24 protein-coding genes are annotated in these 23,116 nt (G+C 68.5%); 9 read left to right on the forward strand and 15 right to left on the reverse strand.

From position 1 onward, the window contains the following. Nucleotides 1–7: 7 nt before the first annotated feature. Entirely contained in the window at nt 8–388 is a 381-nt protein-coding gene (locus tag AC1DVI_RS00235) for a DUF2513 domain-containing protein (protein ID WP_476956321.1), read from the forward strand. 23 nt (nt 389–411) lie between these two features. Here AC1DVI_RS00235 and AC1DVI_RS00240 read toward each other — a convergent pair whose 3' ends face one another. Next, nucleotides 412–3,162, reverse strand: a complete 2,751-nt coding sequence (locus tag AC1DVI_RS00240) for a cation-transporting P-type ATPase (RefSeq protein ID WP_476956322.1) — start codon at nt 3,160–3,162, stop codon at nt 412–414. Nucleotides 3,163–3,522: 360 nt separating this feature from the next. Between AC1DVI_RS00240 and rho the strand changes: the two genes are divergently transcribed. Continuing rightward, nucleotides 3,523–4,779: a transcription termination factor Rho gene (rho, locus tag AC1DVI_RS00245; RefSeq protein WP_145623162.1), complete on the forward strand. Its 1,257-nt coding sequence runs from the start codon at nt 3,523–3,525 to the stop codon at nt 4,777–4,779. A gap of 140 nt (nt 4,780–4,919) precedes the next feature. On the opposite strand, the gene secB is transcribed toward rho, so the two are convergent. Together secB and AC1DVI_RS00255 are read right to left on the reverse strand one after the other, a co-directional pair. Further along, a complete protein-coding gene (gene secB / locus AC1DVI_RS00250) occupies nt 4,920–5,417 on the reverse strand; it encodes a protein-export chaperone SecB (RefSeq protein ID WP_149165396.1) in 498 nt (165 codons plus the stop codon). Between the two features lie 100 nt (nt 5,418–5,517). Further along, on the reverse strand, nt 5,518–6,135 hold the full coding sequence (locus AC1DVI_RS00255) for an FxsA family protein (RefSeq protein ID WP_476956323.1): 618 nt from the start codon (nt 6,133–6,135) through the stop codon (nt 5,518–5,520). A 242-nt stretch (nt 6,136–6,377) separates the two neighbouring features. On the opposite strand from AC1DVI_RS00255, the gene AC1DVI_RS00260 reads away from it, so the two are divergent. The 3 genes from AC1DVI_RS00260 (at nt 6,378) to AC1DVI_RS00270 (ending at nt 9,240) form a co-directional block, all read left to right on the forward strand. Next, nucleotides 6,378–7,052, forward strand: coding sequence for a Tim44/TimA family putative adaptor protein (locus tag AC1DVI_RS00260; RefSeq protein ID WP_476956324.1), 675 nt, complete (start codon nt 6,378–6,380; stop codon nt 7,050–7,052). 13 nt (nt 7,053–7,065) lie between these two features. Further along, complete coding sequence (gene mltA / locus AC1DVI_RS00265; RefSeq protein WP_476956325.1) at nt 7,066–8,271, forward strand: murein transglycosylase A; 1,206 nt, start codon at nt 7,066–7,068, stop codon at nt 8,269–8,271. A 93-nt stretch (nt 8,272–8,364) separates the two neighbouring features. Then, nucleotides 8,365–9,240 (forward strand): DUF2279 domain-containing protein, encoded by an 876-nt coding sequence (locus AC1DVI_RS00270; RefSeq protein ID WP_476956326.1) that lies wholly within the window; start codon nt 8,365–8,367, stop codon nt 9,238–9,240. Nucleotides 9,241–9,394: 154 nt separating this feature from the next. Here AC1DVI_RS00270 and AC1DVI_RS00275 read toward each other — a convergent pair whose 3' ends face one another. Genes AC1DVI_RS00275 through hisB form a run of 7 tightly spaced genes read right to left on the reverse strand, consistent with a single transcriptional unit; the run spans nt 9,395 to nt 13,570 of the window. Beyond that, on the reverse strand, nt 9,395–9,763 hold the full coding sequence (locus AC1DVI_RS00275) for a histidine triad nucleotide-binding protein (protein WP_476956327.1): 369 nt from the start codon (nt 9,761–9,763) through the stop codon (nt 9,395–9,397). A gap of 46 nt (nt 9,764–9,809) precedes the next feature. Beyond that, the gene (locus AC1DVI_RS00280; RefSeq protein ID WP_476956328.1) at nt 9,810–10,151 is read right to left on the reverse strand and encodes a phosphoribosyl-ATP diphosphatase; all 342 of its coding nucleotides are present in this window, start codon (nt 10,149–10,151) and stop codon (nt 9,810–9,812) included. After that, nucleotides 10,144–10,941, reverse strand: coding sequence for an imidazole glycerol phosphate synthase subunit HisF (gene hisF, locus AC1DVI_RS00285; RefSeq protein WP_149165389.1), 798 nt, complete (start codon nt 10,939–10,941; stop codon nt 10,144–10,146). The genes AC1DVI_RS00280 and hisF overlap by 8 nt, the downstream gene beginning before the upstream one ends. Next, a complete protein-coding gene (hisA, locus tag AC1DVI_RS00290; protein ID WP_476956329.1) occupies nt 10,941–11,690 on the reverse strand; it encodes a 1-(5-phosphoribosyl)-5-[(5-phosphoribosylamino)methylideneamino]imidazole-4-carboxamide isomerase in 750 nt (249 codons plus the stop codon). Before hisA ends, hisF begins: the two co-directional genes overlap by 1 nt. Before the next feature lie 14 nt (nt 11,691–11,704). Beyond that, nucleotides 11,705–12,247, reverse strand: coding sequence for an N-acetyltransferase family protein (locus AC1DVI_RS00295; RefSeq protein WP_476956330.1), 543 nt, complete (start codon nt 12,245–12,247; stop codon nt 11,705–11,707). A gap of 2 nt (nt 12,248–12,249) precedes the next feature. After that, nucleotides 12,250–12,894: an imidazole glycerol phosphate synthase subunit HisH gene (gene hisH / locus AC1DVI_RS00300; RefSeq protein ID WP_476956331.1), complete on the reverse strand. Its 645-nt coding sequence runs from the start codon at nt 12,892–12,894 to the stop codon at nt 12,250–12,252. Nucleotides 12,895–12,946: 52 nt separating this feature from the next. Then, entirely contained in the window at nt 12,947–13,570 is a 624-nt protein-coding gene (gene hisB / locus AC1DVI_RS00305; RefSeq protein ID WP_038530232.1) for an imidazoleglycerol-phosphate dehydratase HisB, read from the reverse strand. A gap of 148 nt (nt 13,571–13,718) precedes the next feature. Between hisB and AC1DVI_RS00310 the strand changes: the two genes are divergently transcribed. From AC1DVI_RS00310 to AC1DVI_RS00325, 4 genes are all read left to right on the forward strand, one after another. Then, nucleotides 13,719–15,308, forward strand: a complete 1,590-nt coding sequence (locus AC1DVI_RS00310; protein WP_476956332.1) for a serine protease — start codon at nt 13,719–13,721, stop codon at nt 15,306–15,308. 84 nt (nt 15,309–15,392) lie between these two features. Further along, complete coding sequence (gene hslV, locus AC1DVI_RS00315) at nt 15,393–15,941, forward strand: ATP-dependent protease subunit HslV (protein WP_094301402.1); 549 nt, start codon at nt 15,393–15,395, stop codon at nt 15,939–15,941. A 22-nt stretch (nt 15,942–15,963) separates the two neighbouring features. Next, nucleotides 15,964–17,301 (forward strand): ATP-dependent protease ATPase subunit HslU, encoded by a 1,338-nt coding sequence (gene hslU / locus AC1DVI_RS00320; protein ID WP_145701542.1) that lies wholly within the window; start codon nt 15,964–15,966, stop codon nt 17,299–17,301. 12 nt (nt 17,302–17,313) lie between these two features. Further along, on the forward strand, nt 17,314–18,135 hold the full coding sequence (locus tag AC1DVI_RS00325; protein WP_476956333.1) for a shikimate 5-dehydrogenase: 822 nt from the start codon (nt 17,314–17,316) through the stop codon (nt 18,133–18,135). Between the two features lie 22 nt (nt 18,136–18,157). On the opposite strand, the gene AC1DVI_RS00330 is transcribed toward AC1DVI_RS00325, so the two are convergent. From AC1DVI_RS00330 to AC1DVI_RS00350, 5 genes are all read right to left on the reverse strand, one after another. After that, on the reverse strand, nt 18,158–19,699 hold the full coding sequence (locus AC1DVI_RS00330; protein WP_476956334.1) for a PAS domain S-box protein: 1,542 nt from the start codon (nt 19,697–19,699) through the stop codon (nt 18,158–18,160). A gap of 166 nt (nt 19,700–19,865) precedes the next feature. Further along, nucleotides 19,866–20,270, reverse strand: a complete 405-nt coding sequence (locus tag AC1DVI_RS00335; RefSeq protein ID WP_137103761.1) for a helix-turn-helix domain-containing protein — start codon at nt 20,268–20,270, stop codon at nt 19,866–19,868. Between the two features lie 12 nt (nt 20,271–20,282). Continuing rightward, a complete protein-coding gene (locus AC1DVI_RS00340; RefSeq protein WP_476956335.1) occupies nt 20,283–20,867 on the reverse strand; it encodes a Smr/MutS family protein in 585 nt (194 codons plus the stop codon). 122 nt (nt 20,868–20,989) lie between these two features. Next, entirely contained in the window at nt 20,990–21,676 is a 687-nt protein-coding gene (locus AC1DVI_RS00345; protein ID WP_476956336.1) for a LutC/YkgG family protein, read from the reverse strand. A 2-nt stretch (nt 21,677–21,678) separates the two neighbouring features. After that, complete coding sequence (locus tag AC1DVI_RS00350) at nt 21,679–23,115, reverse strand: LutB/LldF family L-lactate oxidation iron-sulfur protein (protein ID WP_476956337.1); 1,437 nt, start codon at nt 23,113–23,115, stop codon at nt 21,679–21,681. Between the last annotated feature and the right edge of the window lies 1 nt (nt 23,116).

Genomic DNA, 23,116 nt, shown 5'->3' on the forward strand with positions numbered 1-23,116 from the left:
GGTAAAAATGAAGCGCGATATGGATATTATTCGTAATATACTTCTATCTATTGAGCAAAGCGATCATGACGTTAGAACTTGGATGACAAAAATTTTACCTGATGTGGATCAAGATCAGGTTTCATATAACATACAACTGATGCATGAAAAAGGTTTGATTGAGGCTATAAACTTATCATCGAGTAGCGGATATTTATGGCTTCCTAAAAGGATAACGTATGAAGGTCATGACCTATTAGATACTATTAGAGACCCAGAGATATGGGGTAAAACAAAAAATGGCGTAAAGCTAGCTGGTGGTTTTACAATAGAAATAATAAAATCTTTGGCAAAAGGATATATCAAAAAGAAGATTGAGACTACTACAGGTATTAATATAGATATATAAATTATCTGATATGGTTTCATATTCTATTTATACAATGAACGGGTGAGCGCCTTCTCCGCCTCCACCGCCAGGAAGATCGCCAGACCGGCCGCCGTCATGGCCACCCACTGGGTCCAGTCCACCGCCGCCGTGCCGAACAGGCTCTGCAGGGGCGGGGCGTAGGTGAAGGCGAGCTGGAAGACCAGCATCAGCCCGATGGAGATCCACACCGGGCGGCTGCCGAACAGCCCCCGCCGGTTCAGCACCGAGGCGGTGACCGCCCGGGCGTTCAGCAGGAAGAAGATTTCCCCCATCACCAGCGCGTTGACGGCCATGGTGCGGGCGACCGGCGTCGGGTCGCCGTGCCCCTCGTGCAACAGGAAGAATCCGAAGCTGGTGGCGACCAGGAGCACCATCACCAGCACCATGCGCCCGATCAGGAAACCGGGCAGGATCGGTTCGTCCTGGGGGCGGGGCGGGCGCTTCATCACCGCGGCCTCCGGCGGCTCGAAGGCGAGCGCCAGGCCCAGCGTCACCGCCGTCACCATGTTGACCCACAGAATCTGAACCGGGGTGATCGGCAGCGTGTAGCCGGCCAGCACGGCGACAAGGATCACCAGAGCCTGGGCGCCGTTGGTCGGCAGCATGAACAGGATCGTCTTGCGCAGATTGTCGTAGACGGTCCGCCCTTCCTCCACGGCGTGGGCGATGGAGGCGAAGTTGTCGTCGGCCAGCACCATGCTGGCGGCCTCCTTCGCGGCCTCCGTGCCCTTGCAGCCCATGGCGACGCCGACGTCGGCGCGCTTCAGGGCGGGGGCGTCGTTCACCCCGTCGCCGGTCATGGCGACCGTGTGGCCGGCCGTCTGAAGGGCGCGGACGAGGCGCAGCTTGTGCTCCGGCGTGGTGCGGGCGAAGACGTCGGCGTCGCGCGCCACGGCGACCAGCGCCGCGTCGTCCAGCCGGTCCAATTCGGTCCCGGACACCGCGTCGCCCGACAGGTTGAACTGCCGTCCGATGGCCTGGGCGGTGCCGGCGTGGTCGCCCGTGATCATCTTCACCCGGATTCCGGCCGCCTGGCACTCGGCCACCGCCACCACCGCCTCCTCGCGCGCCGGGTCGATGAAGCCGCACAGGCCGAGCAGGGTCAGCCCCTCCCGCACGTCGTCCATGTCCAGCACGGTCTGGCCGGTCCGGGCGGGCCGCCAGGCGAGCGCCAGGACGCGCTGGCCGCGCGCCGCCAGATCCTCCACCCGCGCCAGCCAATGGCCGGCGTCGAGTGGTGCGTTGCCGCCGTCCGCGGCCCGTACGTGCGCGCACATGGACAGCACGCGCTCCGGCGCGCCCTTGACGTACAGCAGCCCGTGCCCCTCATGGTCGTGGTGCAGGGTGGCCATGTACTTGTGTTCGGATTCGAAGGGGATGACGTCGGTGCGCGGGCGGCGGGCGGCCTCTTCCCGTACGTCCAGCCCGGCCTTCATGCCCAGCGCCAGCAGGGCGCCGTCGGTCGGGTCGCCGGCCACCGTCCAGCCGCCGCTGCCATCCCCGTCATCCTCGCCGCGCTGAAGCTCCGCGTCGTTGCACAGCAGGGCGGCGCGGGCCAGCTCGGTCAGCACGGGATCGGCGGCGGGGTCCAGGGCCGCGCCGTCGCGGCGGAACTCGCCTTCGGGGCGGTAGCCGGTGCCGGTCACCGCGCAGTCGCCCGCCACGGTCACCACGGTCTGCACGACCAGCTCGTTGCGGGTCAGCGTGCCGGTCTTGTCGGAGCAGATGATCCCGACCGAGCCCAGCGTCTCCACCGCCGGCAGGCGGCGGATGATGGCGTTGCGCCGGGCCATGCGGGTGACGCCGATGGCCAGCGTGATCGTCATCACCGCCGGCATCCCCTCCGGAATCGCCGCCACCGCCAGACCGACCGCGGCCATGACCATGTCCGGCCAGGGCTCCCCCTGGACCAGGGAACCGTAGAGGAAGGTCAGCGCGGTCAGCGCCAGGATGCCGATGGTCAGCCAGCGCCCGAAGACGGCCATCTGGGCAAGCAGCGGCGTGGTCAGCTCCTCCACGCCCGCCAGGAGCGTGCCGATGCGGCCCAGCTCCGTCTTGTCCCCCGTGGCCACCACGACGCCCATGGCCTGTCCCTGGACCACCAGCGTGCCGGAATAGGCCATGCCCCCGCGCTCCGCCAGGGGAGCGTCCACGGCCACCGCGTCGGCGCTCTTGGCGATCGGCACGGATTCCCCGGTCAGCGCCGCCTCCTGCACGCGCAGGCCCTTGACGCGGACCAGCCGCAGATCCGCCGGCACCTTGTCGCCCGAGGCCAGAAGGACACGGTCGCCGGGCACCAGATCCTCCGCCGGCACGGTGACCTGATGACCCCCGCGCAGAACCACCGCCTGCGGCGACAGCATGCTGCGGATGGCGTCCAGCGCCTGCTCCGCCTTGCCTTCCTGGACATAGCCGATGGCCGCGTTGATCAGAACGACGCCGGCGATCACCGCCGCGTCCACGAACTCGCCCAGCAGGACCGTGACGACTCCCGCGCCGATCAGCACGTAGATCAGCAGATTGTCGAATTGCGCCAGGAAGCGCATCAGCGCCGATCGGCGGGGCGGTGGGGTCAGCCGGTTTGGGCCGTGTCGGTCCAGGCGCTCCGCCGCTTCCTCGGGCGTCAGCCCGTCGTCGGGGCTGTCCAGCGCGGCCACGGCCTGGTCCGGGGGCTGGGCGTGCCAGGGCAGGGGGTTGGCGGAGGCTTCGGGAGCAACGATGGTTCCGGGTCCGGAACGGTCATGCGGGCTCATGATGTCAACCAAACCGTTTCTGTCCTAAACGTCCAGGTCGTGCCCCGGTGGCCTGGATAACAGGGGATGCGGCATCATGACCCGGACGAAGATGCGCAAGAATCCACCCCGTTTCCAAGAATTCGCTTTCATTTGACTTGCAGACGGCGTTCCGCTAACCATCTTTCCCACCACGGGGCGGCAAGCCTCGCGGGCACCCATCCCACATCCGCCGTTTCGTCCCTCCCCAACGATCTGGGCGCGACGTCCGACAGGCATTCCCCGCCTTCAGCGCCGTCCGACGCTCAACCGACGCACCCTGCGCCGGCCCGGGACCTCTGGCACTCCCCCTCGCATGACCGATTCCCTTAAGGCACCCCCATGCATCTCCAAGAGCTGAAGTGCAAGAGCCCCGCCGAACTGCTGGCGTTCGCCGAGGAACTGCAGATCGAGAACGCCAGCACGCTGCGCAAGCAGGACATGATGTTCGCCATCCTCAAGCAGCTGGCGGAAAACGATGTCCCGATCTATGGCGACGGCGTGCTCGAGGTTCTTCAGGACGGTTTCGGGTTCCTGCGCTCGCCGGAGGCCAACTATCTTCCCGGCCCTGACGACATCTATGTCAGCCCCAGCCAGGTGCGCCGCTTCAGCCTGCGCACCGGCGACACGGTCGAAGGCCAGATCCGCGCGCCCAAGGACGGCGAGCGCTACTTCGCCCTTCTCAAGGTCAACACGATCAACTTCGATGCGCCGGACAAGGTCCGCCACCGCATCAACTTCGACAACCTGACCCCGCTCTATCCGGAAGAGCGGCTGCGCATGGAAGTCGACGACCCGACCAAGAAGAACTACACGGGCCGCATCATCGACCTCGTGGCGCCGCTGGGCAAGGGCCAGCGCGGGCTGATCGTCGCCCCACCGCGCACCGGCAAGACGGTGATGCTGCAGAACATCGCCCATTCCATCGCGACCAACCACCCAGAAGCCTATCTGATCGTCCTGCTGATCGACGAGCGCCCGGAAGAGGTGACCGACATGGCCCGCTCCGTGCAGGGCGAGGTCATCAGCTCCACCTTCGACGAGCCGGCGACCCGCCACGTCCAGGTCGCCGAAATGGTCATCGAGAAGGCCAAGCGGCTGGTCGAGCACAAGCGCGACGTGGTCATCCTGCTGGACTCCATCACCCGTCTGGCCCGCGCCTACAACACCGTCGTTCCCTCTTCGGGCAAGGTGCTGACCGGCGGTGTCGACGCCAACGCGCTGCAGCGCCCGAAGCGCTTCTTCGGTGCGGCCCGCAACATCGAGGAGGGCGGTTCGCTGACCATCATTGCGACCGCGCTGATCGACACCGGCAGCCGCATGGACGAGGTGATCTTCGAAGAGTTCAAGGGCACCGGCAACTCCGAGATCGTGCTGGACCGCAAGCTCTCCGACAAGCGCACCTTCCCGGCCATCGACATCTCCAAGTCGGGCACCCGCAAGGAGGAGCTGCTGGTCGACAAGGGCACCATCTCGAAGATGTGGATCCTGCGCCGCATCCTGATGCCGATGGGCGTGACCGACGCGGTGGACTTCCTGGTCGACAAGCTGAAGCACACCAAGTCGAACTCGGAATTCTTCGAGTCCATGAATCAGTAGTCGGCGATTGTCTCTCCCCCGTCCGGTTCAAGGGCGGGGGAAGCACGAAAAAAGGCGGGAGGCCCCGGTGGAGCCTCCCGCCTTTTTGTTTGTCCGAAGCCGATGGCCCGGATCAGAACCGGGATATCAGAACGGCGGCATCAGAACGGCGATTGCGGCGCCTCTTCGGCCTGGCCCTGCTGGCCGGCGGTCTGGCGGCGGTACAGGTCGACGAAGTCGATCGGGTTGATCATCAGCGGCGGGAAGCCGCCGTCCTGGGTGCAGCCGGCCACGATGGCGCGGGCGAAGGGGAACAGCATCCGCGGCGCCTCGATCAGCAGCACCGGGCGGTGATGCTCCTGCGGCAGGCCCGGAAGCTGGAACAGGCCGCCATAGGCGACCTCGACCAGGAAGGCGGTCGCCTCGGCCTGCTTGGCCTCGCAATGCAGCTTGAGCACGACCTCGTAGACGTCCTCGCCCATCGGCTGAACCTGCACGTCCACGCCGATGTTGACCTGCGGCTGCGGCTGGCCGGGCAGCAGGCTCTGCGGGGCGTTGGGGTTCTCGAAGGACAGGTCCTTCACATACTGCGCCAGCACATGCATCGGCAGCGACGAGGCGGCTTCCTGATCTTGACCGTTGATCTGCTGATCGGACATGGACAACTCCTGGCCGCGGGGCGGCTTCACGATGGAAAGGTCTTCAAGACCCGCTGGCTAGCACGGAATTGCTGGCTCCACAAAGTGAAACCGGCGTGTTTCACCCGCGGTCGTTGCGGTAGGGCGAGCCGGGCGGCGCCCAGCGGGAGTCACCGAGCTTGGGTGTGTCGTCCGGCCCGTCGCGGTCCGCCGGACCGGCGTTTCCCGGACGGCCGCCGTCGGGGTCGACCTCCTGGTATTCGACGTCGATCACGCCCGGCGGCGGGCGGTTGGGCGGTCCGCCGTGAGGGCCGTTCGGATCGCCGGCGCTCCAGCTCCGATTGCCTGTTTGGCCGCCCATGCGGCCGTGCATCTGGAAGGAGGCGGCGCCTTTCATACGGTCGAACAGCCAGCGGCCCAGAGCGTTGCGGATCGGGCGCACGAACAGCAGGATTCCGACGATGTCCGTCAGGAAGCCGGGGATGATCAGCAGCAGGCCGGCGACGACGACGCAGAAGCCCTCGAACACGGCGCCGACCGGGCTTTCGCCGCGCTCCGCCGCCTGCTGCGCGCGCTTCAGCACGGACAGGCCCTGCCAACGGATCAGCACGGACCCGAGAATGGCGGACAGGATGACCAGCCCGACCGTCGGACCGCCGCCAATCCAGTCGCCGACCTCGATGAAGGTGGCGATCTCCGCGATCGGCAGCAAAAGGAACAACAGCAACAGTGGATTCATGGCCGTCCTTGCTCTTTCAACCCCAAGGGCCTATCTACACCAGGGTACGCACCCGATCTTTGGTTGGAAGAACAGCTCCGGCACGGGTCATCGGGTGGAATCCTCGGCGGAGAGAGCGAGCTGGGACTTGGTCCCGGCACCGTTCCGGTACACTTAATGCTCACCCGCCGGAGGGTCCAGTAGTGGATCAAGCGGGGCCGGTGATTTCGGGGCCGGCCTTCAGTCACCCGGAAGGATGGATGATGGGAGATGGGTTTGTGTTCGTCGAGATCCTGATCTTCGCGATGATCGCGGCGTTTCTCGTGTACCGGCTGCGCAGCGTGCTCGGCCGCCGCACCGGTGAGGAGCGTCAGCGGCCGAACCCCTTCACGGCCCGCCCCAACAACCAGCCCGACAACGTGGTGGCGATGCCGAATCGCGAGCGGCCCCTGCCGAACGTCGCCCCGTCGCCCGACGAGCCGGTGTCGCTGGCCACCGCGCTGGAGCAGATCAAGGCCGCCGACCCCAGCTTCGACGAGAAGTATTTCCTGCAGGGCGCCCGCGGCGCCTTCCAGATGATCGTGGAGGCCTTCGCCAAGGGCGACACGGCGACGCTGCGCCCGCTGCTGTCCGACGAGGTCTACGACAACTTCGCCCGCGCGGTGCGCGAGCGCCAGTCGGCCGGCGAGACGCTGGAGACCCGCATCGAGACGATCACCGACGCCGACGTGGTGGAGGCCCGCATGGACGGCCGCACCGCGCTGGTCACCGTGAAGTTCGTGTCGGAGCAGATGAACGTCGTGCGCAACAGCGCCGGTGCCGTGGTGGACGGCGATCCCAACGCCGTGGTCGAGGCCGTGGATGTCTGGACCTTCGCCCGCAACACCCGCGCCGGCGACCCGAACTGGACGCTCGTCGAAACCCGCACCCCCCAATGACCGATCGGTTCTGATGCTCTCTCATTCGGTTGTTCGTCTCAGCGCCGCGGCAGTCCTTGCCGCGGCGTTTCTCGTTGGCTGCGAGCGGAAGGAGGAGGAGGCCAAGGCGCCGCCGCCCCCGCCGCCCGAAAAGCTGGTCCTCACCCCGGTCGCCTTCGCGGCGCTGCCCGGCTGGAGCGCCGACCGCGTGGCGGAGGCCGTCCCGGCCTTCCAGCGCTCCTGCGCGAAGGTCAAGGCGCTGGCCGCCGACCGCTCCATCGGCCCGGACGGGGTCGGTGGCAGGGCGGCGGACTGGCAGGGTCCTTGCGCCGAGCTGGCCAAGCTGCCGCCCGGCGACGACGCGGCGGCGCGCGCCTATTTCGAGACGTGGTTCACCCCCTACGCCGCGGCCAACAACGCCGAGCGGCGCGGCCTCTTCACCGGCTATTACGAGGTCGAGCTGAAGGGCAGCCGGTCGCCGGACCCGGCCTTTCCGGTGCCGCTCTACAAGCGCCCCGCCGATCTGGTGATGGTTGATCTCGGCGAGTTCGCCGACCGCTGGCGAGGCGAGCGCATCGCCGGGCGGGTGACGGGGGGACGGCTCAAGCCCTTCGAGGACCGCGCGGCCATCGAAGCCGGGGCGCTGGGCGGCAAGGGGCTGGAACTGGTCTGGCTTCAGGACCCCATCGCCACCTTCTTCCTGCACATCCAGGGATCGGGCCGCGTCAGCTTCCCCGACGGGAGCGAGACGCGCGTCGGCTACGCCGCCCAGAACGGCCACAAATACGTCGCCATCGGGCGGGAGCTGATCGACCGCGGCGCCCTGAAGCGCGAGGAGGTGTCGCTCCAGACCATCCGCGCCTGGCTCCAGGCCAACCCCGGCGAGGCGGCGGCGCTGATGAACAAGAATCCTTCCTACGTCTTCTTCCAGGAGCTGAAGGGGGAGGGGCCGAACGGTGCCCAGAACGTCGCCCTGACGCCTGGGCGCAGCCTCGCCGTCGATTCCAAGTTCCTGCCCTACGGCGTGCCGGTCTGGCTGGACGCCGAGGACCCGCTGGACGCCCGAACGCGGCTGCGCCGCCTGCTGATCGCCCAGGACACCGGAGGAGCCATCCGCGGCCCGGTCCGCGGCGACGTCTTCTGGGGTCATGGGCCGGAGGCGGAGGCGAAGGCCGGCGTGATGAAGAGCGCCGGCGAATACTACGTCCTTCTGCCGAAGACCGTCGCGCCGGCGTCCTAACCGGACGTCCAACATCCGGAAGAACCCGGGCGGAGCGGGGGTCTGAGCGTCATCATGCCGGGAAGTGTCCACCGGAAGGAGGGCTCATCCCGCATGATGCTCCCGGCCCGAGCGATGGCGGCCCGAGTAACCGGACAGGTGATCGCGGGGGTCCTGGCCGCCGCGTTGCTCCTGCCCGGCAGACCCGCCTCCGCCTCCATGATGGAAGACCAGGGATGGAGCAAGGAGGACAAGGCGCTCGCCCTCAACGTCGGCACCGGCATATTGGCCCTGGGGTGGGGTGTATGGTCCTGGGATTGGGGCACCGGCGGCCCTCGCTTTCAGGATGAGGGTTGGTTCGGCCGCAGCACGACCGAAGGCGGTGCCGACAAGATCGGCCATGCCTGGACCGGTTACGCGATCAGCCATCTGCTGGCCCGCCAATATCAGAGTTGGGGCTTCACCCAGACGGACTCCGCCCGGTACGGCGCGCTGTCGTCGCTGGGCATCATGGGCTTGGTGGAGGTCGGTGACGCCTTCAGCGACGATTACGGATTCTCCTATCAGGACATGCTGTTCAACACCGTCGGAGCCGTGGCCGGCTACATCCTGTGGGACAACCCGGAATTGGCCCGCAAGGTTGATTTCAGGGTCGAGTACAACCCGTTCTCCGGCGGCGACAAATATCAGGCGGACGTCTTCACCGACTACAGACGGCTGAAATATCTGATCGCGGTGAAGGCGGATGGATTCGACGCCATCCAGGACCCCCTGCTGCGGCATCTGGAGTTCCATGTCGGCTTCTACGCGCGGGGCTACGAGGATTACAGCACCAACCCCAGCCGCGACGATCGAAGCCAATATTTCTATCTCGGCATTGGCTTGAACCTGACCCGCCTGCTCAGCCCGCATGTGAAGACCGGCGGCGTGTTCCACTACATCCAGCCGCCCTACACCTACATATCCAAGGATTGGCGCATCGCTCCCTGAGCGGAACCGATACCCTTGCAGAGCATCGGATCGGCGCCCAGGGATGAAGAAAACCAATGGGGCGCCGAAGGTTTCCCTTGGCGCCCCGATGTTTCACGTGGATCAGCGGGCGGGATCGGAGAGCGAACCCTCTTCCATTACCCCCTTTTGGCCATCATCCCCTGGTGATCATCGGGCCCAGACGGCGGCCGGCGAAGACGTGGATGTGCAGGTGCAGAACCTCCTGGTTCGCGTCCTCGCCGCAGTTGGACAGGATGCGGTAACCGGGCTCGGCGGCGCCGGCGCCGCGGGCAACCTCGCCGACCGCGCGGAACAGGCCGGCGATCTCCGCCTCCGTCGCGCGGGCGCTGAAATCGTCCATGTCGACGTAGGCGCCCTTCGGGATCACCAGGATGTGCGTCGGGGCCTGCGGGTTGATGTCGTGGAAGGCCAGCGCGTGCTCGGTCTCCAGGACCTTCTTGCACGGGATTTCGCCGCGCAGGATGCGGGCGAAGACGTTGTTCGGATCGTAGGTCTTGGCCATCGCGTCGTTTCCCCTTCCGCCTTGATCTTGTCGAGCCTTGATCGGTTTAGACCTTGCGCGCCTTCTTCTCGGCGATGCCGCTGGTGCCCTCGCGCTGGGCCAGCTTCTCCCACACCTCGGCGGGCTCCAGCCCGGCGTCGGCCCACAGCACCATCAGGTGGTAGAGCAGGTCCGCCGATTCCGAGGCCATCGCCGCCTTGTCGCCGCGCACCGCCTCGATGACCGTCTCCACCGCTTCCTCGCCGACCTTCTGGGCGATCTTGGCGGTGCCGCGGTGGAACAGCTTGGCGGTGTAGGAGGTCTCCGGATCGGCGCCCTTGCGCGCCTGGACGGTGGCGTAGAGCCGGTCCAGAACCTTGGCGTTGACGGCCTTCTTGTCGTCAGACATGGGCCGCCTCCGCCGCGGAGGACACGGGCCGGGCCGGGCGCACCGGAATGCCGGCCTCGGCCAGCGCCGCCTTGGCCTGCCCGATGGTGTAGGTGCCGAAATGGAAGATGGAGGCCGCCAGAACCGCCGTGGCGTGGCCCTCGCGGATGCCCTCCACCAGATGGTCCAGCGTGCCGACGCCGCCCGAGGCGATCACCGGGATGCGCAGCCCATCGGCCACCTTGCGGGTCAAGGCGAGGTCGAAGCCGCTCTTGGTGCCGTCGCGGTCCATCGAGGTCAGCAGGATCTCGCCGGCCCCGTAGGACTCCATGCGCTTGGCCCACTCGATGGCGTCGATGCCCGTGGCCTTGCGCCCGCCGTGGGTGAAGATTTCCCAGCGGCCCGGCTCGACCTGCTTGGCGTCGATGGCGACGACGATGCACTGGGCGCCGAACTTCTCCGCCGCCTCCTGCACGAACTCCGGACGGTGGATGGCCGCGGTGTTGATCGACACCTTGTCGGCGCCGGCCAGCAGAAGCTTGCGGATGTCCTCGACCGTGCGCACGCCGCCGCCGACGGTCAGCGGCATGAACACCTGCTCCGCGGTGCGGCGCACCACGTCGTAGATGGTGTCGCGGTTCTCGTGGCTAGCCGTGATGTCGAGGAAGGTCAGCTCGTCCGCCCCCTCCCGGTCATAGACGCGGGCCTGCTCCACGGGGTCGCCGGCGTCGATCAGATCGACGAAGTTGACCCCCTTGACGACCCGCCCGTCCTTGACGTCCAGGCAGGGGATGACGCGCATCTTGAGCATCAGCCGGCCTTTCCGGTGACGGGAGCGGGGGAGAGCAGGTCCAGCGCCGTCTTCGGATCGATGCGCCCGTCGTAGAGCGCGCGGCCGCAGATGACGCCCTGGATGCCGGTGTCCTCCTCCTTCTTCAGCGCGATCAGATCGTCGATGGAAGAGACGCCGCCCGACGCGATCACCGGGGTGGTCAGGTGGAAGGCGAGGTCGGAGGTCGCCTCGACGTTCACGCCGCCCATGGCGCCGTCGCGGTTGATGTCGGTGTAGATGATCGCGGCGACGCCGCTGTCCTCGAACTTCAGCGCCAGATCCAGCGCCTTGATGGTCGAGGTCTCGGCCCAGCCGGCGACCGCCACGTACCCCTCGCGCGCGTCGATGCCGACGGCGACCTTACCGGGGAACTCCCGGCAGGCCTCGCGGACCAGTTCCGGCTCGCGCAGGGCGACGGTGCCGAGGATGACCCGGCTGACGCCCTTCTCAAGCCAGTGGGCGATGGTCTTCAGGTCGCGGATGCCGCCGCCCAGCTGCACCGGGATGGTCACGGCGCCCAGGATGCTCTCGACCGCCTTGCCGTTGACCGGCTTGCCCTCGAAGGCGCCGTTCAGATCGACCAGATGCAGCCATTCGAAACCCTGGCTTTCGAACAGGCGGGCCTGGTCGGCGGGTTCGGTGTTGAAGACGGTCGCCTGGCTCATCTCGCCGCGCAGCAGCCGAACGCAGGCACCGTCTTTGAGGTCGATGGCGGGATAGATGATCATCGCGGTGTCTCGTCCTATGGCGTGTCGTGAAGCGTGTCGGGGGTGAGGTCTTTCACATAGAAATGTCCGGCCAGTCTGTTGCCGTCCACCAGCGCATAGAAGGGATGCGTGCCCCAGCGGCGGAAGCCCAGATCCTCGTACAGCGCGATGGCCGCCGTCTGCGTCTCGCGCACGTCGAGGTTCAGCACGCGGAAGCCGGACGCCCGCGCCTCCTCCTCGACCGCCACGGTCAGGCGGCGGGCCAGCCCGTGGCCGCGCGCCCAGGGGGCGACGAAGCTGGTGGTCAGGGTGGCGGCGTGGGCCTGCGCCTCGTTGTTGCGGGCCGGTTTCACCAGCTGGGCGGAGCCGGCGATGACGCCGTCCAGCCGGCCGACGAACAGGATGCGTTCCGGCACCACCAGAACGCCCTTCCAGTAGCGTTCCATGATCTCGCGGGGGGGCGGCGCCACCCAGCCGAAGCCGCCGCCGGCCTTGACGGCGTCGTCGGCGGCGTCGCACAGGTCGTGCAGGTCGCCCGTCTTCAGCGCGTCGATGCGTTCGACCGTGACGTCGGTCATGGTCAGACCCGCCAGGTCAGGAAGTTGGCGACCAGGGCGAGACCGGTCTCCTGGCTCTTTTCCGGGTGGAACTGGGTGCCGACCAGATTGTCGCGCCCGACCACCGCGGCGAAGGGTCCGCCGTAATCGGCGCTGGCGATCACATCCTCCGGCCGCTCCACGGCGAAGCGGTAGGAGTGGACGAAATAGGCGTGCGCCCGCTCCGGCAGGCCGGCCAGCAGCGGATGCTCCCGGCGGATGTCCAGCTCGTTCCAGCCCATGTGCGGAATCTTCAGCGTCGGGTCGGCGGGCTCCAGCTTCACCACCTCGCCCTTGATCCAGCCCAGCCCCTCGGTCACGCCGTACTCGCGCCCGCGCTCCGCCATCAGCTGCATGCCGACGCAGATGCCCAGGAAGGGACGGCCCTTGCCGTGCACCACCTCGTCCAGCGCGTCGAGCATGCCGGGGACCTCCGACAGGCCGCGCTTGCAGTCGGCGAAGGCGCCGACGCCCGGCAGGACGACGCGGTCGGCCTTGCGCACGGCGTCGGCGTCGGAGGTCACCAGGACCTGGAAGGAGGCGTGGCACTCCGCCGCCGCGCGTTCCAGAGCCTTGGCGGCGGAACGCAGGTTGCCGGAGCCGTAATCGATCAGCGCAACGGTTTCCATGAAACGAGGACCTTGTGACAGAGCGCCGGCCTTGTCGAAGCCGCCGGTTTTTTCAGAGGGAACCGCCCAGCGTCCCCTTGGTGGAGGGCACGGCGTCGCGCTTGCGCGGGTCGATCTCGATCCCGGCCCGCAGCGCGCGGGCAAGCGCTTTGTAGCAGCTTTCCACGATGTGGTGGTTGTTCTCGCCATAGAGGCATTCGACGTGCAGCGTCACGCCCGCGGCCATGGCGAAGGCCTGGAACCACTCGCGGAACAGCTCGGTGTCCATGTCGCCGATCTTGTCGCGGCTGAAGGACACCTTCCAGATCAGGTAGGGCCGGTTGGAGAAGTCCAGCGCGACGCGGGTCAGCGTCTCGTCCATCGGGATGTAGGCGTGGCCGTAGCGCTGGATGCCCTTGCGGTCGCCCAGCGCCTTCGCCACCGCCTGGCCGATGGCGATGCCGCTGTCCTCGGTCGTGTGGTGGGCGTCGATGTGCAGGTCGCCCTCCGCCGCCACCGACAGGTCCATCAGGCTGTGGCGCGACAGCTGCTCCAGCATGTGGTCGAGGAAGCCGACGCCGGTCTTCACGTCATAGACGCCGGTGCCGTCCAGATTCACGGCGACCCGGATCCGGGTTTCGGTGGTGTTCCGCTCGATCGAGGCGCGGCGGACGCCATTGGCAAGGCTCTGGTCCATGAGTTCGGGTTTTATCAGGAAGCGCGCGGGCGCGCCAGAGGCGCAGCCTCCGAAAACGCCTATGACCGTCGGTCGCGATGCCGCATAATGCGTGTGTGTGCATATTCATATGCACGCTCAACGCGCATAATGGAATATGCCACCCGACATGCCGACGCCCGGACGCCTTTTCCTGTCCCTCGCCGCCCTGCTGGCGCTGGCCGCCTGCATGGGTGGGGAGCTGCCGCAGACCCGCAAGGCACCACCCGTCGCCCGCGGCTCGACGGAGCCGGTCCGCTTCGACGGCCTGTCGCTGGGCTCGATGCGGCGGGGCATGGTGACGGGGCGCTATGTCTGGGCGCTGGAGTGCTGGCCGCCCTATGAGGACGTCTATTGGACCAGCGGGCGCAGCCTGCACGAGAACTCCACCTTTCAGGAGCGCTTCGCCGAGGTTCTGGCCGACGCCGGCTACGACGTGGCGGGCGTTCAGGGAAGCGACTACGAAGTGGAATTCGACCGCAAGCGCGCCCGCTTCGTCCTGCGCGGCGACCTGCGCGCGGTGAACAGCGACCTGTGCCGCCGCCGGAGCTGGCTGACGGGTGGGGGCGAGGGGGTGTCCGGTGTCGGCAGCCTGCGGGTCGACTGGGCGGTCTACGATGCCGTGACGGGGCGGCTCGTCCACCGTGTCACCACCACCGGGGTGGCCCGCAAGGACAGCGGCGTGCCGCAGGGCGACGTTCTGCTGATCGAGGAGGCCTTCGGCACGGCGGTGGAGGCGCTGGGCGCCGACCCCGGCTTCCGCGCCGCGGTGTCGCGGGGCGGGGCGATAGCGTCAAGTGGCCCCGCCATAGTGTCAAGTGGCCGGGGAGGAGTGTCAACCGCCCCTCCGGGAGCGTCAAGTGCGGGCCCGGTAGTGTCAAGTGGGGTGGCGGGAGTGTCAAGTGCCGCCCCGGATGTGTCAACTGGGCCGTCTGTGGTGTCAACCGCGGCGGTCGGAACTGTAACGGTCGATCCCGGCGGCGCCTCCGCCGGACCGGCTCCTTTCCTGGAGGAAACCCGACCCCCGACCCTGCTTCTGCGCATCGCCGACCCGCTCCAGGGCTACGCCGACGATCCCACCGCCCGCGTGTCCGCCGCCACCGTGCGCGTCGGGCCGGAGGAGCGCAAGGGCCGGGGGATCGTGTTGGGGGAGCTGGACGGCCAGTCCCTCGTGCTGACGCTCGACGCCGGGCTGGACGCGACCGTCACCGTCGCGCCGTCCCGTGGGGTGTCGCTGGACGGCACGGTGATGGCGAGGGACCGGTCCGGCGGGATCGCCCTGGTCCGCGTGCCGGCCCGGCTGCGCGCGGCGCCGCTGCGGCTTGATGACCCGGCGGTCAGCGAGCCGGTGACGGCGGTCCTGGAGCGGGGCGACGACACGGCATCCGGCATTCTGGCGGCCCGGCGCGCCGATCCGCAAGCGGCGCCGGGGGTGGAGGCGACGCTGCTCCAGGCCGACCTGACCGGGCCGGACGCGGCGCCGGGCGACCCACTGGTGGACGAGGCGGGCAACCTGCTGGGCGTCGCCCGTCCGAGCCCGCTGCCAAGTGGCGCGCACGGCCTGTCCGTCTTCGTCCCGGTGATGGAGGCGCTGGCCCGCCTGGGGGTGGAGGTGACGCAGCTCGCTCCCCGGTCGATTCCGTCCCATGGCCCAATTCCGTCCCGTGGGATACCGGCCCATGACGCCAGACTTGACGGGAACCGCCGTCCCCCCACATAGACCCGTGTTCCGATGTGCCTATGTCGGCCGGTGTCGCGCCGGGCCGTTCGGGCACGGGCGTTTCTTTCTTCGAATACGGTCCCGATGACTTCCCACGATCCCATCCAGTGGCACGGCACCACCATCCTCTCGGTCCGCAAGAACGGGCAGGTGGTCATTGCCGGCGACGGCCAGGTGTCCGTCGGCCAGACGGTCATGAAATCGAACGCCCGCAAGGTGCGCTGGCTCGCCGGCGGCACGGTGATGGGCGGCTTCGCCGGCGCCACCGCCGACGCGCTGACCCTGTTCGAGCGGCTGGAGACCAAGCTGGAGAAGCACCCCGGCCAGCTGCTGCGCGCCTGTGTGGAGATGGCCAAGGACTGGCGCACCGACCGCTACCTGCGCCGGCTGGAGGCCATGATGGCCGTGGCCGACCGCAACGTCAGCCTGATCCTGACCGGCAACGGCGACGTGCTGGAGCCGGAGGACGGCCTCATCGGCATCGGCTCCGGCGGCGCCTACGCCCTGTCGGCGGCGCGCGCGCTGGTCGACATCGATGGTCTGGATGCGGAGGCCGTGGCCCGCAAGGCGATGAAGATCGCCGCCGGCATCTGCGTCTACACCAACGAGAACGTCACGCTCGAAAAGCTCTAACCCTCAGACCGGGTCCGCCACCATGACTGCCCCCAGCATCGCCGCCGCCACCGCCGCCTTCAGCCCGCGCGAGATCGTCTCCGAACTCGACCGCTACATCGTCGGCCAGCACGAGGCCAAGCGCGCGGTCGCCATCGCGCTGCGCAACCGCTGGCGCCGCCAGCAGCTCCCCGAGGGGCTGCGCGAGGAGGTTCTGCCCAAGAACATCCTGATGATCGGCCCGACCGGCGTCGGCAAGACGGAGATCGCCCGCCGCTTGGCGAAGCTGGCGCAGGCGCCCTTTCTGAAGGTCGAGGCGACCAAGTTCACCGAGGTCGGCTATGTCGGCCGCGACGTCGAGCAGATCGTCCGCGATCTGGTGGAGGCCGCCATCGGCCTGACCAAGGAGCGGCTGCGCAAGGAGGTCGCCGCCAAGGCTGAGCTGCGCGCCGAGGAGCGTGTGGTCGACGCGCTGTGCGGCGAGAACGCCAGCCCGGAGACGCGGCAGAAGTTCCGCAAGATGCTGCGCGAGGGCACGCTGAACGACCGCGAGATCGAAATCCAGGTGGCCGACACCGCCGGCGGCCTGCCGACCTTCGACATCCCCGGCATGCCAGGCGCCCAGATGGGCATGCTCAACCTGAACGACATTTTCGGCAAGGCGCTGGGCGGACGCACCAAGTCCCGGCGCATGTCCGTCGCCGAGAGCTACACCGTCCTGATGGCGGAAGAGTCGGACAAGCTGCTCGACCAGGAAAAGGTCGTTTCGGAAGCGATCCAGGCGGTGGAGCAGAACGGCATCGTCTTCCTGGACGAGATCGACAAGATCTCCGCCCGCTCCGACTACAAGGGTGGGGCCGACGTCAGCCGCGAGGGCGTGCAGCGCGACCTGCTGCCGCTGATCGAAGGCACGACCGTCAGCACCAAGCATGGCGCGGTGAAGACCGACCACATCCTGTTCATCGCCTCGGGCGCCTTCCACCTGTCCAAGCCGTCGGACCTGCTGCCGGAGCTGCAGGGCCGCCTGCCGATCCGCGTCGAGCTGAAGGCGCTGGAGCAGGAGGATTTCCGCCGCATCCTGACCGAGCCGGAAGCCAGCCTGATCAAGCAGTACAAGGCGCTGCTGAAGACCGAGGAGGTCGATCTCGTCTTCACCGACGACGCCATCGACGAGCTGGCCCGCCTCGCCACCGAAATCAACGCGACGGTGGAGAACATTGGGGCGCGGCGCCTGCACACCGTCCTGGAACGGCTGCTGGAGGACATCAGCTTCACCGCCAGCGACAAGGCCGGCCAGACCGTGACCATCGACGCGGAGACCGTCCGCGCCCAGGTCGGCGGCCTCGCCAAGAACGCCGATTTGTCGAAGTTCATTCTGTAAGGCCGAACCCTCATGCCGCACGCCGTCGACAAGGACACGCAGCTCTGCATCTCCTTGTCGGGGCGGCCCGGCAACATCGGGACACGCTTCCACAACCACCTGTACGAAGCGCTCGGCCTGAACTTCCTCTACAAGGCCTTCACGACCGACGACCTGCCGGCAGCCGTCGCCGGCATCCGGGCGCTGGGCATCCGCGGCTGCGGCGTGTCCATGCCCTTCAAGGAGGCCTGCATCCCCTTCCTCGACGCGCTGGACCCGTCGGCGGCGGGGCTGCAATCGGTCAACACCATCGTCAACGACGGCGGGCGGCTGACCGGCCACAACACCGACTACCGGGCGGTGCGTTCCCTGGTCGACAGCCACGCCGTCCCGCGGGACCTGTCCTTCGCGCTGCGGGGCAGCGGCGGAATGGCGCGGGCGGTGCTGTGCGCGCTGCGCGACGCCGGCTTCGCCGACGGCACGGTGGTCGCCCGCAACGAAGAGACCGGGCGCCGGCTGGCCGACGAGTACGGCCTGCGCTGGCAAGCCGACACCACCGGCCTCACCCCGGGCCTGCTGGTCAACGTGACGCCGCTCGGCATGGCCAACGGCCCCGACGCGGAGGCGCTGGCCTTCGACCCGGCGCTGATCGGGTCCGCCGCCTGGGTGTTCGACGTGGTGGCGATGCCCGCGGAAACGCCGCTGATCCGCGCCGCGCGCGCCGCCGGCAAGCCCGTCATCACCGGGGCGGAGGTCATCGCGTTGCAGGCGCTGGAGCAGTTCGTGCTCTACACCGGGGTGCGCCCGACCGGTGCGCAGGTCGCGGCCGCCGCCGCCTATTCGCGGGCGGGGTAGGCGCGCCCGCTCACCAGCCCGCTCACCAGTCGGCCAGGAAGCGTTCCTTCGGCAGGTGGATGACCACCGACGTGCCGGTCCCCTCCAGCGAGCGGATTTCCAGCCGGCCGCCATGCCGCTCCACCAGGGACTTGGCGATGGACAGGCCGAGCCCGATCCCCTCGAACCGGCGGGCCAGCGAGGAATCGCCCTGGAAGAAGGGCTGGAAGACGGTTTCCAGACGGTCCTCCGGAATGCCCACGCCGCTGTCGAACACCTCGGCCACCAGGGCGCCCGCGGAATCCACGCGGGCCGACACGCCGATGCGCCCGCCTTCCGGCGTGAACTTGATGGCGTTGGACAGGAGATGCAGCAGCACCTGCTTCAGCGCCCGCGGGTCGGCGAGCAGGGGCGGCAGCTCGCTGGCGATGTCGGCCTCGACGTGCAGCTTGCCGCGCTCCGCCCGCTTGGCGACCAGACGGACGCAGGACACCACCACGTCGCGGAAGTCGCAGAGCGCCTCCTCCAGACCGACCTGACCGGCCTCGATGGTGGCCATCTCCAACAGGTCGTTGATGTTGGCGAGAAGCAGCTCGCCCGACCGTTTGATCTCCGCCGCGAAGTTGACGTACATGGGGTTTTCCAGCGACCCCAGCATCTGCTGGTGGATCACGTCGGCGAAGCCCAGGATGCCGTTCAGCGGGGTGCGCAGCTCGTGGCTCATGTTGGCGAGGAAGGCGGTCTTGGCGCGGTTGGCCAGCTCCGCCGCCTCCTTGGCCTCGATCAGCGCCTGCTCGGCGGCCTTGAAGGCGCTGAGGTCGCGCAGCATCGCGACGAAGACGTGGAATCCCGGCAGGTCGATCTCCGACAGGGACAGCCAGACGACCATGGCGGTGCCGTCCCGCCGGAGGGCGGTCACCTCCCGCCCGACGCCGATGACCTGCCGCACCCCCGTCTCTTTGTAGCGGCGCATGTAGGCACCGTGCTGCGCGGCCTCCTCCGGCGGCATCAGGATGGTGATGTGCCGGCCGGTCAGCTCATCCGGATCGTAGCCGAGAAGCTGTTCCGCCGCCTGGTTGGCGGCCAGGATGACGCCGCGGGCGTCCACGGTCAGGATGGTTTCGACCGCCTGTTCCACGATGGCGCGGTTGCGCGCCTCGCTACGCTGAAGCTCCTCGTCGGCGGCGCGGGCGGTCGTCACGTCCTCGATCACCATGGCCAGCGCCTGCACCCGTCCGTCGGGGCCGAGCAGGCAGGACGGCCGCATGGCGGCGCGCATCACCCCGCCGTCGGCGCGCAGGAATCGCTTCTCGAAGGGGTCCGGCGCCGCTTCGCCCCGCATCACCCGGCCGAAGCGCAGGCTTTCCCACGCCCAGTCCTCCGGGTGGGTGACGTCGGCCAGATGCCGCCCGGCCATGTCCGCCGGCCGGTAACCCAGACCGTGGGCGAAGGTGGGATTGGCGGCCAGAATGCGTCCGTCCGGCGCGGCCACGACCATGCCGACCGACGCGCTGTCGAAGATGGAGCGGAACAGGGCGTCCGTGACACCGCCCCCCGGCATCATGGACCCGACCTCGGCGGTCATACGATAATTCCGTCTGGTCAAGCCTGGATTCGGGGTATCCCGGATCGGATGGTAAGGGATTTGGCGCGGCGAAAGCGAACGCGAAACGTCCGGCTGCCTATGCCGAAGGTGCGACTGATTAACCCATAAGACAAATCGGGCCGTTGCGACGCTCGCCCCGACCGTTCTACCGCCGCCGCGGAGCCGCCCGACGCCGCACCGCCGCGCCGCCGCGGGCCGGCGCCTCGTCCAGCAGCAGCAGCAGCCGGTCCAGCGTTCCGTCGTCCAGATCGTGGATGCGTTCGGCCAGCCGGTTCGCCAGCTCGGTCGCCTTCGGGTTGAGCCCGGCGGTGTCCACCGTCACGCGCGGGTGCGACAGGTCGGCCAGCCGTTCCAACTCCTCCGCCTCGTCCCAGATGATGCCGAAATAGGCGCAGATCTGCCGGACGAGCTGGGCGGAGGGCTGGCCGCGCTTGCCATGCTCCAGCGCCGACAGATAGGCCGAGGAGATGTGCAGGTCGGCCGCCATCTGCTTGAGCGTCACGCTCTTGCCCTCGCGCAGGGCGCGGACCCGTTCGCCGAAGGGTGTCATCGCGGCCTCGTCCTAGCGGTGCCAGCCCTGATGCTGGTCGCGCCGCCGCTTGATGAGGACGTACAGCGCCCCATCGCCGCCGTGCCGGGGCTGCGCCGGGCGCACCGCCAGCACCATCGGGCGCAGGGCGGCGTCGGCCAGCCAGCGCGGCACCGACTGGCGCAGCACGCCGACCCCGCCGGTGTAGGTGCCCTTGCCGGTGATGACCAGAACGCAGCGCCGCCCCTCGTGCCAGGCGCGGTGGACGAAGCCGGACAGGGCGCCGTGCGCCTGGGCCTGGCTCATTCCGTGCAGGTCGATGCGCCCGTCGATCTCCATCTCGCCGCGCGAGAAGCGGTCGGCGGTGCGGCGGTCGATGTTGTCGACGTTGCCGACCTTCAGCGGCGGCTGCGACGGGCGCCCGCCCTTCGGCACGCCSCCSCGCGGCGGCAGGGCGGGGGGSGGGGAGGCGGTGGTGGCGACCGGTTCCGGCTCGACCGCGGGGACGGCGGGGGGATCGGGGTCCTCGATGGCTCGGCCCGGCATCGGCTCCGCGTCGCGCATGGCGATCCGCCACAGGCGCCGTTCCTCGGTGGAGACCGAGCGGCGGCGGCTCATGACGGGGACCTCGGCGCGGCCCGTCCGGGCGCGCGGGTCGAAGGGCGGGGCGGGTCAAACACGGTTAAACACGGGTTCCGGCACGGACAACGCTCCGATAAACCCTTGAACGCTCAGCCGTGTCAATCCTCCACCAGAAGAATGTGAAGGCGCCGCGGCCCGTGGGCGCCCAGCTCGATCCGCATCTCGATGTCGCCGGTCCGCGATGGCCCGGTGATGAAGTTGACGGTGCGCGGCAGGGCGCCCTTTCCGCCATCCGTCGCCCCGGCGGCGCGCAGGCGGTCCCAGGCGTCCTCCATGGTGCCGACGATCTGGCCGCGCCGCAGCACGACGATGTGGGTGTCGGGCAGGAAGTTCAGCGTGGTCGGCCGCTCGGCTCCGGACAGCAGCATCAGCGTGCCGGTTTCCGCGACCCCGGCGAAGGCGCCGGTCAGCGACGCGCCGTCGCTGTCGCGGGCCCGCCCCTTGGTCACCGTCAGGGTCGGGCGCTGGTCCCAGGGGATCGGGTCCAGGGCGGCGTCCGGGGCGACGCGGACCTCGGCGGGCAGGTTCAGCCCGGCCAGATAGTCGGCCACGGCCCCCGGCACCTCGGCCATCCCGCCCAGAAGTTCGACGGTTGCCGAGACCTCCGTCGCCATGGCGGCGAACAGCTCGACCTGCCGGTCGTGGGGAATCTGGGCGCGGGCCGGGATCAGGTTGCGCGGGTGGGTGGCGAGCCTCTGGCGCGCCTCCTCGGACCCCTCGGCGGAGTTCAGCGCCTTGCGGATGCCGCCCAGGATCTGGGCGCGGGCGGAGCCGGTGTCGGCCATGGTCAGCGCTTTCCCTTCTTTTCGGCCAGCTTCTTCTCGGCCCACATCTGCTGGAAGGTCTTGCCCTCCGGCGCCGGCATGTCGCGGTGCCGCGTCCAGCCCTGGGCCAGCGGCAGGCTGGCGAAGCGCCCCTTGCCGCGCCCCAGCGCCCCCAGCGCCCGCGCCGCCATCTTGGTGGCAGCGTGGTACAGCGCCGGTCGCCGGGCGAACCAGCCCCAGAGCGCCAGCCCCCGGCGCATGGCGGCGGGCTGGAGATTCTGTTCGAACTCCTTCTCCCGCCAGTGGCGCATCATCTTGGGCAGGGGAATGCGCATCGGGCAGACCGCCTCGCACCGCCCGCAGAAGGTCGAGGCGTTGGGCAGGTGCCCGGCCTCCTTCACTCCCAGCAGGGCCGGCTGCATCACCGACCCGATCGGTCCCGGATAGACCCAGCCGTAGGCGTGGCCGCCGACCGAGCCGTAGACCGGGCAATGGTTCATGCAGGCGCCGCAGCGGATGCAGCGCAGCACGTCCTGGAACTCGGTTCCCAGCAGCGCCGACCGCCCGTTGTCGAGCAGAACGACGTGGAACTCCTCCGGCCCGTCGAGGTCGCCGGGGCGGCGCGGCCCGGTGGAGAAGGTGGTGTAGGCCGACGCCTCTTGGCCCGTCGCGGAGCGCGCCAGCAGGCGCAGCACCAGGGCGGCGTCCTCCAGCGTCGGCACCACCTTGTCGATGGTGGCGATCACCACATGGACGCGCGGCAGGATCTGGGTCAGGTCGCCGTTGCCCTCGTTGGTGACGATGACGGTCGAGCCGGTCTCCGCCACCATGATGTTGGCGCCGGTGATGCCGACGTCGGCCTGCTGGAACTTGCGGCGCAGCACCTGCCGCGCCTCGGCGATCAGCACCTTGGGCTCGTCCAGCACGCGGTCCGCCGGCAAATCGGTGTGGGCCTGCCGGAAGGTGCCCTCCACGTCCGCCTTGGACAGGTGGAAGGCCGGGGCGATGATGTGGCTGGGCGGCTCGCGGCGGAGCTGGATGATGTATTCGCCCAGATCCGTCTCGATGGGGGTCAGGCCGTTGGATTCCAGATAGTCGTTGATCCCGATCTCCTCGGAGATCATCGACTTGCCCTTGGTGACGGTCTTCGCCCCGACCTTGCGGCAAATGCCCAGGATGGCGTCGCGCGCCTCCTGATCGGTGCGGCACCAGTGCACATGGCCGCCTTGCTCGGTGACCTTGGCCTCGAAGGCCTCCAGATAGGTGTCGAGGTTGGCCAGGACGTGGTTCTTCAGGTCGCGGCCCTGGTCGCGGAGATCCTCGAACTCCGGCAGGCGGTCGGCGGCCTGTTTGCGGCGGTTGACGAAACCGGCGGGCGCGATGGCCAGGACCTTCTGAAGCCGCTCGTCGCTCAGCGCCTTGCGGGCGTTCTCGGGGAAGGCGTGGGTGGTCGGCTGCATG

This window comes from Azospirillum sp. P4_B5 (assembly GCF_056402275.1).

Bases quoted from the DNA above. Each gene is read 5' to 3' on its own strand.
- AC1DVI_RS00235 (WP_476956321.1), top strand. From the start codon at position 8: ATGAAGCGCGATATGGATATTATTCGTAATATACTTCTATCTATTGAG.
- AC1DVI_RS00240 (WP_476956322.1), bottom strand. From the start codon at position 3,162: ATGAGCCCGCATGACCGTTCCGGACCCGGAACCATCGTTGCTCCCGAA.
- rho (WP_145623162.1), top strand. From the start codon at position 3,523: ATGCATCTCCAAGAGCTGAAGTGCAAGAGCCCCGCCGAACTGCTGGCG.
- secB (WP_149165396.1), bottom strand. From the start codon at position 5,417: ATGTCCGATCAGCAGATCAACGGTCAAGATCAGGAAGCCGCCTCGTCG.
- AC1DVI_RS00255 (WP_476956323.1), bottom strand. From the start codon at position 6,135: ATGAATCCACTGTTGCTGTTGTTCCTTTTGCTGCCGATCGCGGAGATC.
- AC1DVI_RS00260 (WP_476956324.1), top strand. From the start codon at position 6,378: ATGGGAGATGGGTTTGTGTTCGTCGAGATCCTGATCTTCGCGATGATC.
- mltA (WP_476956325.1), top strand. From the start codon at position 7,066: ATGCTCTCTCATTCGGTTGTTCGTCTCAGCGCCGCGGCAGTCCTTGCC.
- AC1DVI_RS00270 (WP_476956326.1), top strand. From the start codon at position 8,365: ATGATGCTCCCGGCCCGAGCGATGGCGGCCCGAGTAACCGGACAGGTG.
- AC1DVI_RS00275 (WP_476956327.1), bottom strand. From the start codon at position 9,763: ATGGCCAAGACCTACGATCCGAACAACGTCTTCGCCCGCATCCTGCGC.
- AC1DVI_RS00280 (WP_476956328.1), bottom strand. From the start codon at position 10,151: ATGTCTGACGACAAGAAGGCCGTCAACGCCAAGGTTCTGGACCGGCTC.
- hisF (WP_149165389.1), bottom strand. From the start codon at position 10,941: ATGCTCAAGATGCGCGTCATCCCCTGCCTGGACGTCAAGGACGGGCGG.
- hisA (WP_476956329.1), bottom strand. From the start codon at position 11,690: ATGATCATCTATCCCGCCATCGACCTCAAAGACGGTGCCTGCGTTCGG.
- AC1DVI_RS00295 (WP_476956330.1), bottom strand. From the start codon at position 12,247: ATGACCGACGTCACGGTCGAACGCATCGACGCGCTGAAGACGGGCGAC.
- hisH (WP_476956331.1), bottom strand. From the start codon at position 12,894: ATGGAAACCGTTGCGCTGATCGATTACGGCTCCGGCAACCTGCGTTCC.
- hisB (WP_038530232.1), bottom strand. From the start codon at position 13,570: ATGGACCAGAGCCTTGCCAATGGCGTCCGCCGCGCCTCGATCGAGCGG.
- AC1DVI_RS00310 (WP_476956332.1), top strand. From the start codon at position 13,719: ATGCCGACGCCCGGACGCCTTTTCCTGTCCCTCGCCGCCCTGCTGGCG.
- hslV (WP_094301402.1), top strand. From the start codon at position 15,393: ATGACTTCCCACGATCCCATCCAGTGGCACGGCACCACCATCCTCTCG.
- hslU (WP_145701542.1), top strand. From the start codon at position 15,964: ATGACTGCCCCCAGCATCGCCGCCGCCACCGCCGCCTTCAGCCCGCGC.
- AC1DVI_RS00325 (WP_476956333.1), top strand. From the start codon at position 17,314: ATGCCGCACGCCGTCGACAAGGACACGCAGCTCTGCATCTCCTTGTCG.
- AC1DVI_RS00330 (WP_476956334.1), bottom strand. From the start codon at position 19,699: ATGACCGCCGAGGTCGGGTCCATGATGCCGGGGGGCGGTGTCACGGAC.
- AC1DVI_RS00335 (WP_137103761.1), bottom strand. From the start codon at position 20,270: ATGACACCCTTCGGCGAACGGGTCCGCGCCCTGCGCGAGGGCAAGAGC.
- AC1DVI_RS00345 (WP_476956336.1), bottom strand. From the start codon at position 21,676: ATGGCCGACACCGGCTCCGCCCGCGCCCAGATCCTGGGCGGCATCCGC.
- AC1DVI_RS00350 (WP_476956337.1), bottom strand. From the start codon at position 23,115: ATGCAGCCGACCACCCACGCCTTCCCCGAGAACGCCCGCAAGGCGCTG.